14 protein-coding genes and 1 tRNA gene are annotated in these 15,761 nt (G+C 57.2%); 8 read left to right on the top strand and 7 right to left on the bottom strand.

Annotation, left to right across the window (positions count from 1 at the left end):
• The first annotated feature begins 722 nt into the window (after positions 1 to 722).
• Entirely contained in the window at positions 723 to 2,123 is a 1,401-nt protein-coding gene (locus tag ACIOWL_RS08390; protein ID WP_400383525.1) for a flavin-containing monooxygenase, read from the top strand.
• Positions 2,124 to 2,210: 87 nt separating this feature from the next.
• Here ACIOWL_RS08390 and ACIOWL_RS08385 read toward each other — a convergent pair whose 3' ends face one another.
• The gene (locus tag ACIOWL_RS08385) at positions 2,211 to 2,666 is read right to left on the bottom strand and encodes a hypothetical protein (RefSeq protein WP_400383523.1); all 456 of its coding nucleotides are present in this window, start codon (positions 2,664 to 2,666) and stop codon (positions 2,211 to 2,213) included.
• Positions 2,667 to 2,798: 132 nt separating this feature from the next.
• Here ACIOWL_RS08385 and ACIOWL_RS08380 point away from each other — a divergent pair, with 132 nt between their 5' ends.
• Positions 2,799 to 3,332: a hypothetical protein gene (locus ACIOWL_RS08380; protein ID WP_400383521.1), complete on the top strand. Its 534-nt coding sequence runs from the start codon at positions 2,799 to 2,801 to the stop codon at positions 3,330 to 3,332.
• Positions 3,333 to 3,427: 95 nt separating this feature from the next.
• On the opposite strand, the gene ACIOWL_RS08375 is transcribed toward ACIOWL_RS08380, so the two are convergent.
• The gene (locus tag ACIOWL_RS08375; RefSeq protein WP_400383519.1) at positions 3,428 to 3,844 is read right to left on the bottom strand and encodes a hypothetical protein; all 417 of its coding nucleotides are present in this window, start codon (positions 3,842 to 3,844) and stop codon (positions 3,428 to 3,430) included.
• A gap of 653 nt (positions 3,845 to 4,497) precedes the next feature.
• On the opposite strand from ACIOWL_RS08375, the gene ACIOWL_RS08370 reads away from it, so the two are divergent.
• Positions 4,498 to 5,856 (top strand): DUF262 domain-containing protein, encoded by a 1,359-nt coding sequence (locus ACIOWL_RS08370; RefSeq protein ID WP_400383517.1) that lies wholly within the window; start codon positions 4,498 to 4,500, stop codon positions 5,854 to 5,856.
• Positions 5,853 to 7,757, top strand: coding sequence for a DUF262 domain-containing protein (locus ACIOWL_RS08365; protein ID WP_400383515.1), 1,905 nt, complete (start codon positions 5,853 to 5,855; stop codon positions 7,755 to 7,757). The genes ACIOWL_RS08370 and ACIOWL_RS08365 overlap by 4 nt, the downstream gene beginning before the upstream one ends.
• A gap of 602 nt (positions 7,758 to 8,359) precedes the next feature.
• On the opposite strand, the gene ACIOWL_RS08360 is transcribed toward ACIOWL_RS08365, so the two are convergent.
• Positions 8,360 to 9,052: a hypothetical protein gene (locus ACIOWL_RS08360; RefSeq protein WP_400383513.1), complete on the bottom strand. Its 693-nt coding sequence runs from the start codon at positions 9,050 to 9,052 to the stop codon at positions 8,360 to 8,362.
• 462 nt (positions 9,053 to 9,514) lie between these two features.
• Positions 9,515 to 9,587: transfer RNA gene (locus ACIOWL_RS08355), tRNA-Ala, on the bottom strand.
• Between the two features lie 192 nt (positions 9,588 to 9,779).
• Between ACIOWL_RS08355 and ACIOWL_RS08350 the strand changes: the two genes are divergently transcribed.
• On the top strand, positions 9,780 to 10,205 hold the full coding sequence (locus tag ACIOWL_RS08350; protein WP_400383511.1) for a VOC family protein: 426 nt from the start codon (positions 9,780 to 9,782) through the stop codon (positions 10,203 to 10,205).
• Position 10,206: 1 nt separating this feature from the next.
• On the opposite strand, the gene ACIOWL_RS08345 is transcribed toward ACIOWL_RS08350, so the two are convergent.
• On the bottom strand, positions 10,207 to 11,448 hold the full coding sequence (locus ACIOWL_RS08345) for an MFS transporter (protein ID WP_400383509.1): 1,242 nt from the start codon (positions 11,446 to 11,448) through the stop codon (positions 10,207 to 10,209).
• Between the two features lie 124 nt (positions 11,449 to 11,572).
• Here ACIOWL_RS08345 and ACIOWL_RS08340 point away from each other — a divergent pair, with 124 nt between their 5' ends.
• Positions 11,573 to 12,514 carry an endonuclease/exonuclease/phosphatase family protein gene (locus ACIOWL_RS08340; protein ID WP_400383507.1) on the top strand — a complete coding sequence of 314 codons (942 nt, stop codon included), beginning with the start codon at positions 11,573 to 11,575 and terminating at the stop codon, positions 12,512 to 12,514.
• On the opposite strand, the gene ACIOWL_RS08335 is transcribed toward ACIOWL_RS08340, so the two are convergent.
• Positions 12,511 to 13,179: an alpha-ketoglutarate-dependent dioxygenase AlkB family protein gene (locus ACIOWL_RS08335; RefSeq protein ID WP_400383505.1), complete on the bottom strand. Its 669-nt coding sequence runs from the start codon at positions 13,177 to 13,179 to the stop codon at positions 12,511 to 12,513. The two genes, ACIOWL_RS08340 and ACIOWL_RS08335, sit on opposite strands and share 4 nt — an antisense overlap.
• Positions 13,180 to 13,367: 188 nt before the next feature.
• Here ACIOWL_RS08335 and ACIOWL_RS08330 point away from each other — a divergent pair, with 188 nt between their 5' ends.
• Positions 13,368 to 14,276: a carbohydrate kinase gene (locus ACIOWL_RS08330; protein ID WP_400383503.1), complete on the top strand. Its 909-nt coding sequence runs from the start codon at positions 13,368 to 13,370 to the stop codon at positions 14,274 to 14,276.
• Positions 14,277 to 14,354: 78 nt separating this feature from the next.
• A complete protein-coding gene (locus ACIOWL_RS08325) occupies positions 14,355 to 15,128 on the top strand; it encodes an IclR family transcriptional regulator (protein ID WP_400383501.1) in 774 nt (257 codons plus the stop codon).
• Between the two features lie 131 nt (positions 15,129 to 15,259).
• Here ACIOWL_RS08325 and ACIOWL_RS08320 read toward each other — a convergent pair whose 3' ends face one another.
• Positions 15,260 to 15,490: a hypothetical protein gene (locus ACIOWL_RS08320; RefSeq protein WP_400383499.1), complete on the bottom strand. Its 231-nt coding sequence runs from the start codon at positions 15,488 to 15,490 to the stop codon at positions 15,260 to 15,262.
• Positions 15,491 to 15,761 lie beyond the last annotated feature (271 nt).

Here is a 15,761-nt window from a genome sequence, read left to right as displayed (position 1 = left end):
GCTGCCATCACCTGTCAGATGTACTGCGACAGCATCTCCCCTACCGATCTGCCAAAGCTGGATCACGGGTGGGCCTCGTCGCCACGCCAAATATAACAGACATAACATCGAACAATCGAGAATAAATATGTTTTTAAACCATCCTCTCGCTGCCGCGAACCCCGCCATCCCACACGCCGCCCAGCACCCCGGCTCCACTTTACCCACGGAGCGCAACCCAAGGTGCGGCAGTGCGCAACCGCACCCCGCTTCACACTTTTCGACCCACCAAGGATGGCTGGAAAACGTCGAGCACCATTCGAAAAAACCACCCAAAATCACGCCAGAATTCTCGTCAGATACCGGATGATTCGAGCAGTGAAATGGCGATGATTCAGAGGCGCTTTCACTTCGGCATGTCGCGCCACAAAAACCTGTGATCCGCGTCGCAGAAATCGTACTGAGCTAGTCAACTTAAATCACTGACTTAGATATAAAGTGTTCAAAAGTTCACTTGATTTGGGAGTTTATGATCATCAGAGCCAAGTGACTGATATACTTGATCCATCACACTCGTTACTCAACGAGTTTTACACCCGGTGTGTGGCAGCTATTCAAGCGTGACCCGCCAGGTTTCGACTGGGAATTATTTGGTGTACTGCGCGGCGCAGACCGGTCGAATTTTGACAGTTTTTCGCCGCGCTGGAAGTCACTTATTAGGCTGAAATGCCGGAGAGGTACGCTTGACGCAACGCGTTGCAATCATCGGAGCAGGACCCAGCGGAATGGCTCAATTGCGAGCCTTCGATTCGGCCCGCAAGGCCGGACGTCCCATCCCAGAAATCGTCTGCTATGAAAAGCAAGACGACTGGGGCGGGCAGTGGAACTTCAGCTGGCGCACCGGCACCGACAAATATGGCGAAGCCGTTCACTCAAGCATGTATCGCAACCTGTGGTCCAACGGTCCCAAAGAGGCCCTGGAATTCGCCGAATACACCTTTGATGAGCATTTCGGACGGCCCATCTCTTCGTACCCACCACGAGCCGTTCTCTGGGACTACATCAATGGTCGAGCCGAAAAGTCGGACGTCAAAAAGTATGTGCAGTTCTCAACGGTAGTCCGCTGGGTTCAGTTTGACGACAAGACCTCGAAGTTCACCGTCACGGTTCACAACCTCGTCTCGGGCGAAACTGAATCCAGCGAGTTCGATCAGGTGATTGTGGGGTCTGGCCACTTCAGTTTCCCGAATGTCCCAGACTTCGCCGGCATCGAAACCTTCCCCGGCACGCTCATCCACGCACACGATTTCCGTGGCGCTGAACGATTGGCGGACCGCAATGTCCTGCTGATCGGCGCTAGCTACTCCGCAGAAGATATCGGCATCCAAGCCTTCAAGATGGGCGCACGTTCGGTCACCATGAGCTACCGAACCGCCCCCATGGGCTACGAGTGGCCCGAAGGTATCCAGGAGCGCCCACTGGTTCAACGTTTCGATGGCAACAGCGTGTATTTCGCGGACGGCACCGTAGAGCAGTATGACGCGGTCATCCTTTGCACCGGCTACCTGCATCACTACCCGTTCCTGCCCTCGGATTTGGCCTTGTCCTCCCCCAATAACCTGTATCCCAAGGCGCTCTACCGCGGTGTGGTGAGCGAGGCGAACAATAACCTGTTTTACCTCGGTGCACAGGATCAGTGGTTCACGTTCAACATGTTTGATGCACAGGCTTGGTACGTTCGAGACGTCATCTTGGGTGATGCCAGCTTGCCTTCGGCCGCTGAACAGCAAACCGATATGAAGCACTGGGTGGAACGTCTGGAGAATCTGGGCAGCGCCTCCGAAGAGATCCGGTTCCAGGCTGACTATATTCGGGATCTGATCAACCAGACCGATTACCCGATGTTTGACCTGGATGAGGTCTCCCGCATTTTCTTGGCATGGAAAAAGGACAAACAGCACAACATCCTGAACTACCGCGATCAGGTTTATCCCTCGGTGCTCACCGGCACCATGTCCTGTGTGCACCACACTCCATGGCTCAACGAATTAGATGATTCACTGGAGCGCTACCTGTCTCACCCGGCCAAGGATGAGCTCGACGACGTGGTTTCCAGTTCAGATAGTTCCGCGGCATCTGCCTAGGGTATTACCCGCAGACCAACGCCACACAGACCCAAGGCCGATGCATCTGGACGCTTGCCGTTCAGATCCGTCGGCCTTGGGTCTGCGTCATCGCTCTAGCGGAATAAGCGCAGCCTCAACCTCACCTGCGGGTAGAAGCAGTCGCGCAATCTCTGCACGCTGAACGTCCATCGTTTCGTCCTCCCACAGGTCGGTGAGTAAGTCTCGGACAGCATGGGGAAAATCCGGCCAGCGTATCCACGGCTCGTCTTCTTCGGCATCCCATTGGAGGAAGGAACCGTCGCCGGCGGAGAATACTGCCACGCTCCCGCATTCCCACAATGGGACTAGGTCTTCGCGCTCGGCCGTGGCTACGATGTTCCAGGCGGGGCCTGCCGGCGATGTCGAGACCGACTCGACCCGGTACCACAGCGCCTGGTGCACCGCGGCACCCCCGTGGATGGCCATCTGGATGACTGCCTCGGGCAAGCCGCGCGCGCGAATGCGCTCGGCTAGCTCGAAAAGCGAGGCATTGGCGCGGTCACTGCCGGATCGGCTGGTCATGTGCTTTCGGCAAACTCTCTGGGTAGGCTGAACGTACTCTATTTTGCACACGCAACCAGGCACCTTGTCGACTGCGGTCGATTAAAAGCCACTCCCCCGGACACCGTCGGCACGACAGAACAGGAAACCCACGTGATGACCTTGATCCCTTCGCATCTCGACGGGCACGTTGCCATCCTTGAAACAGATCTTGGTCGCCGCTTCAGGTTGCTCTCATCCACCGGTTCCCAGCGGTTCAGGATCAAATATTGCGGCACCCTGCTTGCCGAGCATGGGCTCATCGTTGGCGATGAGGTTCCAAGCCTTGTCGTGGCGCAAGCAGTGGATACCGGTGAAGAAATCGTGATCTTCGACGAAGGCCGTCATGGGTACAACGCGATGTTCGTCGACGAGTACAACCCTGCGGTCCTAGCGGCCCGCCGCGCGCAGACAATTTTTAGCCATGCAGGGCACAACGAGTTCTCGGTGGAAATCGAGGTCATCGACAACATCGATTGGGACGATGAACAAGACGACTTCCGCGATGATTCTGGAACGCTGCGGCTGATCGGCGGTGCCGAGATCAGCGCCGAAAGGTTGCGGGCCGACGGCTTCGACGCGCTCGGCATCGTGGTCATCACCGACGACGGGCAGCGGCTGGACATCGTTGACGAAGAGCTCGCCTAATTCAGGGCACAAGCGTGCGGCACGGCAACCTACCTCGCCGACAGCTGTCCAGACCAGCGCCAAGGCTGTTCCCTCCGGTGGGAGATCATCCGCACCTAGGCATAACGTCCGCATCTGGAACAGCCCGAAGGCCAACCACCGCCACCGCACGAGTCACAGTAGCCATTTTGGTATTCCGGATTGACTCGGCTTCCGCCGCCAAGAAACAAAAAGGTCAACCCCACGGGGGCTGCCAAGATAAGCAACGCGAGAACAAAAACCGGCGCACTTGTCCAATTATCTGCAAAGAACCTAAAGATGCCCCGCGGGGTGATGGTCTTGCTGATAAACAACAGTGCGACTGCGGCCAGAACGAGTACCCCCGTCCACCAACGCCAGAAGATAAGCTTCAGCGCGAAGATCCAAAAAAACAATGAGAGCACAAAAACCACAATGATGCCCAGGATGATGCCGCCAATCAGCAGAACGGTCTGCGTCGTCTCAGACAAAGCGATGACTGGTTCCAAAAACACGGCTACCGTCCCCAAGGAGTTCAGCAAGGACCTAAATACTAGAACCGGCCGGTTTGAAGACTCAACGGTTTCGCCCACTCACTAATTACCCCATTTCAGGGGGCATCAGGTGAGACGACAGGTTCACATTCGGCTTTGCTTCTGAAGGCGAGCCTTCCATCTAGTAAGACCAGATTCTATGAAGGCCTCGGCACCATTCTGGAATTGCACTTGATGCAGGACGCTCGGAACTCGATCTATTGCAGTGGAGCAATCTCTGGTCGCGCTGAGTTCGGTCTTAGGCCACTACCTTCTCAAGCATCGACATGAAATGAGCTCCGGGCCCCGGTGAGTGACCGCCAAAACTAATGACTCGCATCATCGTTCAACCGATGTCCCGAGATCTTATGAATTGTGGTCTTTTCGGGACTATTTTCCAAACTTCCTAGAAAGATGAGTCGCCGTGCCGATAACCCGGGATCTAAGCTTGGCAGAACTCGCACGACTGTGCGAACGAGTTCGTAATGGCGCACGGAGACGAAGCAAGCGAGTCCGCCGATTCGAGATGGCAGTGGTTGATATCTGACACGCAACGGGTCCGTTGACAAGCAAGAATCAGGCTCGGCTCTACTAAAATTACGTCGTGAACAACTCATCGATCCGAAAGATCTCTTATGGCGATTGCGGTTGAAGACCTTAAACCGGTCACCGTAGGTGAACTGCTTTCTCAAGACCTTCGAATCCCGTTGTATCAGCGTCCATATCGTTGGCGGTTGGAGACAGCGCAATCATTGCTTGACGACATCTGGGGTGCGTGGCGGCAGGACCGCAATAGCCAGTACGCGTTGGGCTCAGTGATCCTTTACACGAGCCCTACCGGTGAACGGCACGTAGTTGATGGCCAGCAGAGACTGCTGAGCCTGCAGTTGCTCGTCCGGCGATTGCGTGGAGAGCGAAGCGGTCTCGATGATCTGACTATCGACGAGCAAACTCCTCAGATCGTTCGAGTGCATCACCATATGCGCGCCTGGGTCGCCACAGCGATTCCTGATACTGACCGTGCGGACTTGCTGGATTTCGTTCAAACAAACTGCGCTCTGGTGCAAGTTGTCACGAACGATGAAGACGAAGCGTTTCGATTTTTCGACTCACAAAACTACCGCGGGAAACCGCTGAAACCGCATGACCTGTTGAAGGCCCACCATCTCCGCGCACTCGGCGAAGTACGCCCCGTGGTCCGAACCACGATTGTGCAGGAATGGGAGTCCGTCGACGACTTTGAGTTGGAGCACCTGTTCAGCCGTTACCTATATCGCATCGCACAGTGGAGCCGCGGTCGTCCAGCTTCACGGGAGTTCGGTATTGAAGATCTTGCGCTTTTTAAGGGCATCAACGCGGGACCGGGCTCCAGTAACTCCACGCCAGCTCAGAAATACCATCTCGCCGTGCAACGCTCAGACGCTGCAGCTCTTGGAGCCGCAGCATTCGTCCCGTCGGTACGCAAACTACTTGATCCGGCAGCGCTACGTGCTAGATTCCAGCTGGACGCGCCCATCATCGCGGGCAGCGACTTCTTCGCACGCGTAAGCTTCCTAATGGAGGAACAGAGAGCGATACAGAAGCTCCTGGACGAACAGAGCTCACGCTCCCAATTCACTCGGGGTTCACGCTATCGGTATGTCACTGAATTGTTCCTCGCTGCCGTGTTGTATTGGACGAACAAGTACTTTCACGGCGATCTCGCTGAGTCAGACCCCGAGACCGACCCTGAACTAAAGCCCGCGTGGGATCGCTTGTACATCTGGGCATACGGGCTGAGACTTGAACGGCTGCGGGTCACTTGGCAGTCAGTCAACCTTTATGCCACACGTACCGCGCTGGGAGACGGTGCCGAGGGTCTTTTCGCCACCCTCCATGAGGGACTCGCAGGAACCGAGCTGAACCGGCTACTCATTTCCCTGCCGCCGATCCCTGAAGACCGAGACAAAGACCTCTCACTACTTCTGCGTATGATCGAAGGAAACGAAGCATGAATCAGGACAGCGTCCAGGCGACGGCACAGACCGTGCGGCAATTGCTTACTGCTGGCCAATATGAGATTCCGGTGTATCAACGCAACTACGCATGGGGCGAGGAAGAGATCCGCCAGCTCATCGATGATCTCATCGATGCCGGAACCGACGACGAAATCCACGAATATTTCCTCGGTAACATCGTTGTCTCGGCAGCCTCACACGACAGCACTGCGAGCTATTCCTTGATCGACGGGCAGCAGCGACTCACCACTCTGCATATCCTCTTCACTTACTTGTTTAGGAAGCGCACCGGACCAGCGCTCCAGCTCAATCCCCTTCGGTTCGAATCCAGGCCGCGCGCCGAGCAAGCATTCGATACTCTCGCTACAGGTAACTTAGCGGACGCTCTCGATCCCGGAATTCTGAACGGATACCGCATCATCGAGCAATACTCTGAAAGCGCCAAACTACTGGAACACTTTGATTTCGTGCTCGACAAGGTTCTTGTCGCACGACTCGAACTGCCAGAAACCACCGACCTCAACCGATACTTCGAGGTCATGAACACCCGTGGGGAGCAACTCCAGCAGCAGGACATCGTGAAAGCTCGCATGATGGCTGCCCTCTCGTCGGATGCCAAGCGAGCAACGTTTGTTTGGGTGTGGGACGCCTGCGCCATGATGGACACGTACGTACAGATCGCGCTTACCCCCGGCAGTACGTCTCTGCGAAGCCAGCTCTTCGGCGACTCCTGGCGCTGGCTCGAGGTCGACTCTTTCAACTCACTCGAAAGCCTGTGTCCGTCGCTGAGCGAATCACCTGATGTGGGTCCGCGCACTCCGACACTCGACGACGCAATCATGAACTACGCGAACGCAGACCAATCAAGGTCAGAGGACAATTTGGAGGGTGAGCGGTTCAGCTCGATCATCCAGTTCCCGGTCTTTCTTCTGCATGTGCTCCGGGTCGTGGATGGCATGACTCTAGATGAGAGTGAGTCCGCGCTCGATGACAAACGATTGATCAAACGGTTCACTGAATATCTTCGCTCTGGCGACGCCGCGAATCGCGCTGAGGAGTTCGCACTCGCGCTCCTCAAATGTCGCTTGCATTTTGACTCACTCGTGCTCAAGCGTGAGTTTACTATGGCCAGCGGGGACGATGGAGTGTGGTCTCTGAAGCGCGTCCTCAAGGGGGAAAATCGTTCGCGCCGCACCGTCACGTTCGTGCCACGCTACGTCGGTTCATTCCCCTTTGACCGCGACAACGTAGACGAAGGTGAAGCTTCCGACGACACCGAGATTTCAAAGAGGATCCGTCTCCTTGAATCGGTTCTACGCGTGACTTACACTTCGCCACGCACGATGCACTGGATCACCCACCTTCTCCACTTCGCCTACCAGGTCGAGTCGCAAGCTGAGTTTCGAGCCGAGAGAATGCTGCGCCTCTTAGAACGCTACGCACTCAGTAGGCTTGCACCACACTTCAGCAACGGTCAACTTCAAACGACTGGATTCAATATCCCGCGCATCGCGTTCACCTACCTCGACTATCTGCTCGCTTGCCGGACAGGAGATCTAGATTTTCAGTTCAGCTTCCGCAACTCGGTTGAGCATTTCTATCCGCAATCGCCCGATGACGAACTGATCCGCGCGTACGGCACGCTCGATGACCCGGACATACGCGATCTTTTCGGTAACCTCGCGTTACTAACGGTGAAGGACAACTCAAAGTTCACGAACCTGCCGCCGTTTGTGAAGTCCGACAGCGTGCGAATAGTCGAGCAAAGTCCCAAGCTGAAGCTCATGGCCACAGTCGCAAAACAATCTCCCCAGTCGTGGGACAGCGAAGCCATCACCGCGCACCACAGTGCCATGGTGTCACTGCTTTGGAGCGAAATCATCCAGCACCACACGTAGTCACAGGGCTATGTTTCGTAGCCGATCACGAACATGCTGACTTCATTCCGTTCGAGTTCACAGCGATACCTCGGGTGCCGCACCGGTCCCGGCCAACTAGCTTTCCGGCGACATTCCCGTCTTGCCTCACGGAAGAGATTCTGGCTATGAGGTAGCCCCCTGTGTTTCATGGGCATTGCGGATGCCTGCACAGCGTCCGCGGGAACGGGCGAAATGGTGCCGAGTACTTGAGCGAGCACGGTGTAGGCCTGCCCCGCTGAACGAAAACCATGCACTACATTATTGCCAGTGGGCAGCCCGTGCTCGCAAGGAACGGGTCAGGTCTGTCGGAATAATCGCGACCTTAGTGTTGCCGGAGCACCTGCATACCTCGAATGATGCCACTTCGCCGTCGGCCCCGGGACTCGGAGCCTGCACGGCTCTATTGACGAATACGGAAGAGCAAGCTCATTTGTTGAGGAGACACGAGGTGCAGTAGTAGACGAACGCAAAGATGCATGAGAGCGTAGCCTATTAGCTTCGACGTGGATTCATCGAGATCCATCGGAATGTTGAAGACGAGTTTGATCGCGTCCACTACTCGCGAACGCTCTTGCATCTGGCTACGGTCGCTGCCCGATCACAGCCGCAACGGTTGAGTGCGGCGCAAGGTGCTGGTGTGCGTCCGGGGCGATCAAGGCGAACACGCGCGTCATGTCATTGTGAAGCTTTCCTGGCTCCTGTGCAGGGTCTGGCCGGTCGAAAATCGGTTCGTGGTGAGCAATCCTATTGCGGACGGTGTTGACATTGCCGATGACATCATCGATTGCTTTTCGTTGAGTTTTCGCCGGGTATGCGTGGTGCAGGTAGGGAACCCACAGGGTCTTTTCATGCGAGGCAGCGGTGAGGTGCCTCCAGAATCCGAAGTTGAGTTCCGCGATGACTTTGCCGGGACTTGCTTTCACCCCGCCGCATTTACGGATTGCGGCGTCTACCGCGCGTCGGTTGAGGTAGTTGACATCGGTGCCTCGTTTGAGACCTGATCTGTCCTTCTTAACTCGCCAGATCGGGATCACGGCCGGAGAATCCGCGTCAAGGAGCCAGTGGTTCTTGCCTTGCCAGAGGGCATCGATCGTGGTGTCGTATATGTTTCGCATAGCAATCTCGAAGTGCGCGATATCGCGCATGAGCGCTTGTCCGAGAGTCACGTTCCACTCGTACAGTTCAAGAGCACGAGGACGATCGCCATTGCAGGCAGTTACATAAGCGTGAAATCGGGCTGCGCTGAGACAGTCCTCGATCCATGCGTCGGACACCAACGTCCCCAATCAAAATCAGAGCCCCGGCGACTTGGCCGAAGCCAGCGGTCCACACGGGGCTAACGAAAACAACTATACGCGCGCACTTCTGCAAGTTCAACGCAGGCGTGGCCCCTCTTCGCTGTTTTTGCACCGCTGATCGAGCAGCGCAGTCAGCTGGCGCCATGGCCAGTTCAACGGTGGGAATTGCCAACCGCTACAAAAACCGGTGCTGGTCGAGCGCCATGCTGATGATCGACGGTCCGGACAAACGCCGCCGAGGCACCTCCCGCGGAGGCGCACGCCGGAGTGAGGCAATACCTGGTGGGTGCGGAACTACTTATGAGCCACCTTGTCTGCCGGATCTCGTCGACGCGAGGCTGGAAGCTTCCTTGCGGGACCCGAGCCTAGATAAGTGAGAGCCAAAAAACTAATGTCCCGGATCACCGTTCAAACGATGTTCCGAGACATTAATATTTGTGGAGGTAAGGGGATTCGAACCCCTGACCTTCTGCATGCCATGCAGACGCGCTACCAACTGCGCCATACCCCCAAATAAAGGTGGTTTCTTTGGTTTTTTCGACCTCCGAACCGAGATAAAACTCTACCGGAGACAATTCGAAAACACCAAATCGGCTGCCAGAGACGCTGATCACAAGCCACTATTCACTTTGTCGGTTCCAGCTGGCAGAATCTTCCCCGTGGGTCGATCGGCCCCGTTACCTTTGTTGAAAGGCACACTCCCATGAGCATTGGACTGACCCCGTACCTACGCTTCGCAGGTGATGCGCGCGCGGCCATGGAATTCTACAACTCGGTCTTTGGCGGAGAACTCTCGCTAATGACATTCAAGGAAGGTATGAATGATGATCGGCCTGCAACAACAGACCAGATCATGCATTCTTCCCTCTACGTAAGCCGTGGAGTTCACATCATGGCCTCGGACACCCCACCGGAGATGAACCTCATGCCTAACGGCACCGTGTCATTCAGCAGCGATGGAACCGATGAGGCGGATTCCGCGCCACTGCAGCAGTGGTGGGATGGCCTGTCGGAAGGAGCACGCATTGATGTTCCGCTGGACACCGCACCGTGGGGAGATGCCTTCGGCCAGCTGACCGACAAGTTCGGCGTCACCTGGATGTTCAACATCTCCGCGGTCCGCGACTAATTCATTTGATTTCGGCTTGCTCGCGGGCAGCGACCGCTTCGCTTCCCACGAGCAAACCGATCTTCTTGGCACGAACTTGGGTTGCCCATGCCAGCAACAGTCCAAGAACCGCTAGTCCGGCACCGACCATCGACGGCGCACGGTATCCATACCCGGCAGAAATCACCGCAGCACCCAAGGCCGCACCCAACGCGTTAGCCACGTTCAGGGCCGAGTGGTTCAGCGAGGCAGCCAATGACTGCGCATGAGGGGCCGAATCCATCAGCAACGTCTGCAGGCTAGGGATCAGCAGCGAACCGACCACACCCAACACGAACACCATAAAGAGAGTTGGAATCACCCAGCTGGTCACGGCGGCGAAAATCAGCATGGCCGCCACCATGATCACGTTGGTCAGCTTGATGGCACCGAACACCGACCAGTCAGCCAGGCGGCCACCGGCCAACGAACCGACAACCATGCCCAGCCCGTACAGAGCCAAGGCCCACGGCACCAGATTGATATCCAGTCCGGCTTCTTCGGTCAGGGTTGGCGAGATGTAGGAATACACGGCAAAAAACCCGCCGAACCCAACAATGCCCGTCCCCATGGCCATCCACACCTGGACGCTCTTGAGGGCAGAGAGTTCACGGCGCATGCTGGCCCCAGGTTCTGCCTTATGCCAAGGGACAAACAGTGCGATCATCAGCATGGTGATCAGGCCAACCACCGCGACCACCACAAACATGGAACGCCAGCCCGCAAGCTGTCCCAACCGGGTCACCAACGGGACACCGGCAACGTTGGCAACCGAGAGCCCCAACATCACCCAGGCAATGGCGCGACCGCGCATGCTTCCAGGCACCAGCGATCCGGCCAGCACACCGGCCAAACCAAAGTACGCGCCGTGCGGCAGGCCTGCCAAGAATCGGGTGGCAAGCATGGTGCCGTAGTCCGGCGCGAAAGCCGAGGACAGGTTGGCAACCGTGAAAAAGAGCATGAGCAGCAACACCGCACGCTTACGAGGTATTTTCGCGGCGAGAGCTGTCAGGACCGGCGCACCGATCACCACACCAATGGCGTAGGCGCTGATCATCAAACCCATCTGGGAGTTGCTGACCGATAGGTCCTCGGCGCCTTCTTGCATGAGGCCCATCAGCGTAAATTCGGTCACTCCGATACCGAATCCGCCCATGGCAAGGGCGAGGATGACCAGCAGCAAGCGGTTTCCGGATAAATATTTACTGGGCGCGGACGTAGTCACGTTGGGTTCCTTGGAGGTTTGGGGATCGGCACGGCTTCATCGACGCCTATATTCAATGGTAGATGCAGGGAACGCTCAGGAAAATTACGATTCCCACAGATTTCTGTGGCACTGTGGAAGTCAAATGTCCAAAGCATCACATCGCCGGCTATCGGCATCACGAATTCTGGCACGACTCTTCGTCATCCTCCTGTGCCTCGGTCTTGCTGTGCTCATGGCCTTTCACCAGTACATTCCTGATGTCGCTGGTTTGGGGCTCATCCTTGATAACGTCGCACCGTGGCTCGGGGTGGGCATCCCGTTATTGTTACTCATGAGCTTCGTCACGGGAGGACGTGGAACGTTTGTTGCCTGGCTCGTTCCCACGGTCGCCTGGGCTGTGCTTTTCGGTGCGGCTTCGCTGCCTGCTTCTGAGCCGGAAGGTCCAGATCCACTGATCGTGGCCTCGCAAAACGTGCATCAGGACGCCGTGACCTCGGCACGAGCCCTGGCTGATTCCGGTGCCCAGGTCATTACCCTCCAGGAGCTGGGCCAAGGACAGGTCGACTTGGTCACCACAGAACTGAAGCAGAGCCACCCGTACTACTACTCGGCTAGCACCGTAGGACTTTGGAGCAGTTATCCGCTGTCCAATCCGGAACCGCTAGACCTCGGTTTAGGTTGGGATCGAGCGTTGCGCACCGATGTTGAGACCACCACCGGTCCGGTGCGTATCTACGCGGTGCATGCCGCCTCGGCTCGTCCGACCGGCCACGACGAGCGGGACACCATGCTTGCTTCCCTGGCCCAGTACTTGAAGCAGGACTCGTCGGAAAAAATCATTGCCGCCGGTGATTTTAATGCCACGTCGACGGACCGCCATTTCGCTCCGGTCGCAGCCCAACTGGATGACATCCGCTACAGTTCCTGGGGTTTGGCCATGAGCTGGCCACGCACCCCCTTCGCCATGCTCGGAATCGACCATGTGATGGTCCGCGGAGCCGCCGGCACCTCATTGGAGCGGATCCCAGCCGGGGATTCTGATCATTACGCCTTACGCGCTTCGGTGAACCTGTCCAGTTCCTAGCTCAACCCGGTCTGGCGCAGGGTGATATTGATTCGCCCGCTACCCAGCTCGCAGCCTTCCGGAGCAGTGCCCGGGTGAATTTTTGTCACACCGTGATAGGCAAACCGTGCAGGCCCGTCAAATACAAAAAGATCCCCGGAGGCCAGCCGCACATCCTGCCAGGGTTTGTTCCGGTGTTCGGTATTGCCCAAGCGGAAGGTCGCCGAATCCCCCAAAGACAGCGATACCACGGGCGCATTAATCCGCTCTTCGGCGTCCTGATGCATCCCCATCGTGGCATTCACCGCATAATAGTTAACGATCGCGGCATCTGGGTGGTAGGCCTGCGCTTTAGCGCCATCCCCGGTGGCTTCAGCCACCGCACGACGTCCAAGGTCAACTAACCAGGCTTCCATGGGAGCCACCGGCGCACCATTGATGTCATCCGCCGTGCGCGAGTACCGTTCGGGGCTCCAATGCCAGCCCAAGCACAGGCTCTGAACACTCATGTGGTGCCCGTTCACCAGTGTCTGGTGCGGCGGAACCGGGCCGTTGCCCCAGGCAAAAAACCGCCGGGTAATCCAGGTTTGAGCCTCCGGGGAAAGCCATCCGGGCAGGTGCCAAGCTCCCGAGCGTAGTTGCCGTGGTTCGCGAGAAAATACGCTGTCGTCAAAAAGTGAATCCACCGTGCCGCTGCCGCCTTTCCGTAACGATGCTGATCCGGCGAGAGGGCAGGATCATCACAGACTGTAGCACCGGCATTTTGGCCGATACACCACCCTGAATGCGGCCACGGGGTGCCTTAGTTCACCTTTCCCCACGCCAAGAGATGATTAACAAGACTTTCGCAGTAACCCTACGTAGGATCGGTGGCATGACTTCAGTACAGGTTGCAGGCGAAGCGCTGGTCGATATCGTCAATTCCCGTCCCTATCCGGGTGGTTCACCACTGAATGTGGCCGTCGGCTTGGGACGCTTGGGAGATGAGGTGATGCTCCAGACGGACATTGGTGCGGACGAGCACGGTCGCTCGATCCTCGAGCATCTCCAGGAGTCCGGAGTTTCGCTGGCGCCGAACTCCATTACCGACAGGGCAACAAGCACCGCGGCGGTGACGCTGGATTCCATGGGGAATCCGACCTATGACTTCCAGCTTGAATGGTTGTTGGACTCGATAGTCCCCACCGAGGCTCAGATTCTTCATACCGGTTCCATCGCCGCTTTTACCGAACCCGGGTTCTCCCGGATCCACGAGGTTTTTGCTGCCTCCGGGACAGAGCAGTTGCGCAGCTATGACCCGAACCTCCGCCCGGCGTTGGCGGACAAACGTCGTACGGTCATCTCCCGGGTTGAAAAGCTGTGTGCGCTCAGCCACGTGGTTAAGCTCAGTGATGAAGACGCGTTGTGGCTTTACCCCGGCTGGGATACCGCACGGGTACTCGAACATCTGTTGGACCGTGGGGCAAAACTGGCCATCATGACCTTCGGTGTACGTGGTTGCGAGGCTCGTACCGAGCGGTTGGAAGTCACCATTCCGTCCTTGCAAGTCAGTGTGGCCGATACCGTGGGAGCCGGCGATGCGTTTGTCTCCGGGTTATTGCATGCAATCGGCAACGGCCCGTTGTTGCACGCGCTGGTGACAGACGCTGCCCTGGATGAGACGGATTTGGAGTCCGCGCTGCGCACCGCTTCACTCTCTGCGGCGTTGACCGTTCAGAAGATTGGGGCTAATCCCCCGACCTTGGCTGAACTGACCAGTTGTCTGGCCTCCGTCGAGTTCTAGGAACCGGTGAGTCCGTTGGGCGGGAATTGCTAGAGTTCAGGTGCACGTAATTCGGTTTTTTTGAGCAAGGAGACAGCGGTGGGAAGCAAGGTCCCAGCAGCGGATAACACCTTGAAGATCTTGAGCCTGTTGGCCTCAAGGAAAGCACCTACTCCCGCGGCAATGATCGCCAGGCTGCTGGATCTGCCGCGGTCAAGTGTCTACCAGTTGCTGGCCGTGATGCATGAGCACGGTTTCATCACTCACTATCCCGAGGATAAATCCTATGGACTGGGTGTTGCCGCGTTCGAACTGTCTAGTGCCTACACCCGCCAAGAGCCGTTGGCTCGCTTGGGCGCCCCGTTGGTGGCCCAGCTGGTGGACAAGGTCGGAGAGAGCGCCCACCTGGCGGTGCTTCATGGTGCCGACGTTTTATACATCGTTGAAGAACGCGCCAAAGGGCGTCCGTCGCTCGTGACCGACGTGGGAGTTCGGCTGCCTTCCCACCTGGTCGCGTCCGGGCGCGCGATTCTGGCGGCCCTGCCCAAATCACAGGTGCGTGCCTTGTATCCAACCCCTGCGAGTTTTGCTGGGCGTGAGGCGCAAAGCACCATCTCCAGTTATGCCGAATTGCGCCGCGAGCTAGATCGCAGTTCACAGCGGGGTTACGCCGTGGAGCGCGGAGATCTCACCGCGGACTTCAATTCGCTGGCAGTCGAGATCCGTGATGCAAACGGTTGGCCGGTGGCCGCTGTGGCGGTGACGTTTATTAGCGACCGGGTTCCGGAAGAGCAGTGGGAGCAACTGCTTGAGCCCATTCGCGCGACCGCCGCGCAGTTGACCGCCAGGCTGCACGGGCACCGCAAAACCTGAAAACCGGCAACAACCAGTGCACCAAATGCCATTGGTCGCATCCGTGGCTGAAGGGTGGCAGACTCATCCGCCACCCTTCAGCTCGTTGCGCTCACACCGTGAGGCGGCATTTGTCATCAAAACTTGCGGTTCTAGGAACCAGCATCCGTACCACCATGCGGGTGGTCCAGTTTGCTAGGCCCGGCCACGAGTCGGAAGACTCCCCACAGCATGCTCAGCATGGCCCAGATCGCTCCGAGCCACAGTGGCGTAACTTCCGCGGCAGACCCGTGGGGCACCGCAAAAATAAACGCCAAAAAGAGTGCAGCCACCAGCGCTCCGCCAATGACTAGGCCCAGTCCCAAATGTTTTTTGTGCGGCATGGCTACTCCTTTTGGTAGTACTGCCCGCCGTACGTGGGCAGGTTCAGCCAACGTTGAATGAGTACTTGTTCATCTGTTCTCCCTGCGTTGTCGACATTTCCATGGGCCGCGCCATGGTGCACATAGCATAGTCCCCTGACGTGAAAAAGTCCCGGCTGCACACCATATTTCGGGGATACAACGTTCCCCACTCCCCTCTGCGCTGTCACCTGAAAATCACCCCAGAGATGATTGACACATCAACTTGCTTATTCTCACTTGCCTAGTAAAC

This window comes from Glutamicibacter sp. NPDC087344, assembly GCF_044744225.1.
Taxonomy (GTDB): domain Bacteria; phylum Actinomycetota; class Actinomycetes; order Actinomycetales; family Micrococcaceae; genus Glutamicibacter.
The sequence above is the reverse complement of the archived record's forward strand: the minus strand, read 5'-3'. Positions and strand labels throughout refer to the sequence as shown.

Excerpts from the sequence above, each read along its gene's own strand:
- ACIOWL_RS08385 (WP_400383523.1), bottom strand. The coding sequence starts at position 2,666 with ATGACCAGCCGATCCGGCAGTGACCGCGCCAATGCCTCGCTTTTCGAG.
- ACIOWL_RS08350 (WP_400383511.1), top strand. The coding sequence starts at position 9,780 with ATGAGCATTGGACTGACCCCGTACCTACGCTTCGCAGGTGATGCGCGC.
- ACIOWL_RS08320 (WP_400383499.1), bottom strand. The coding sequence starts at position 15,490 with ATGCCGCACAAAAAACATTTGGGACTGGGCCTAGTCATTGGCGGAGCG.
- ACIOWL_RS08365 (WP_400383515.1), top strand. The coding sequence starts at position 5,853 with ATGAATCAGGACAGCGTCCAGGCGACGGCACAGACCGTGCGGCAATTG.
- ACIOWL_RS08370 (WP_400383517.1), top strand. The coding sequence starts at position 4,498 with ATGGCGATTGCGGTTGAAGACCTTAAACCGGTCACCGTAGGTGAACTG.
- ACIOWL_RS08340 (WP_400383507.1), top strand. The coding sequence starts at position 11,573 with ATGTCCAAAGCATCACATCGCCGGCTATCGGCATCACGAATTCTGGCA.
- ACIOWL_RS08330 (WP_400383503.1), top strand. The coding sequence starts at position 13,368 with ATGACTTCAGTACAGGTTGCAGGCGAAGCGCTGGTCGATATCGTCAAT.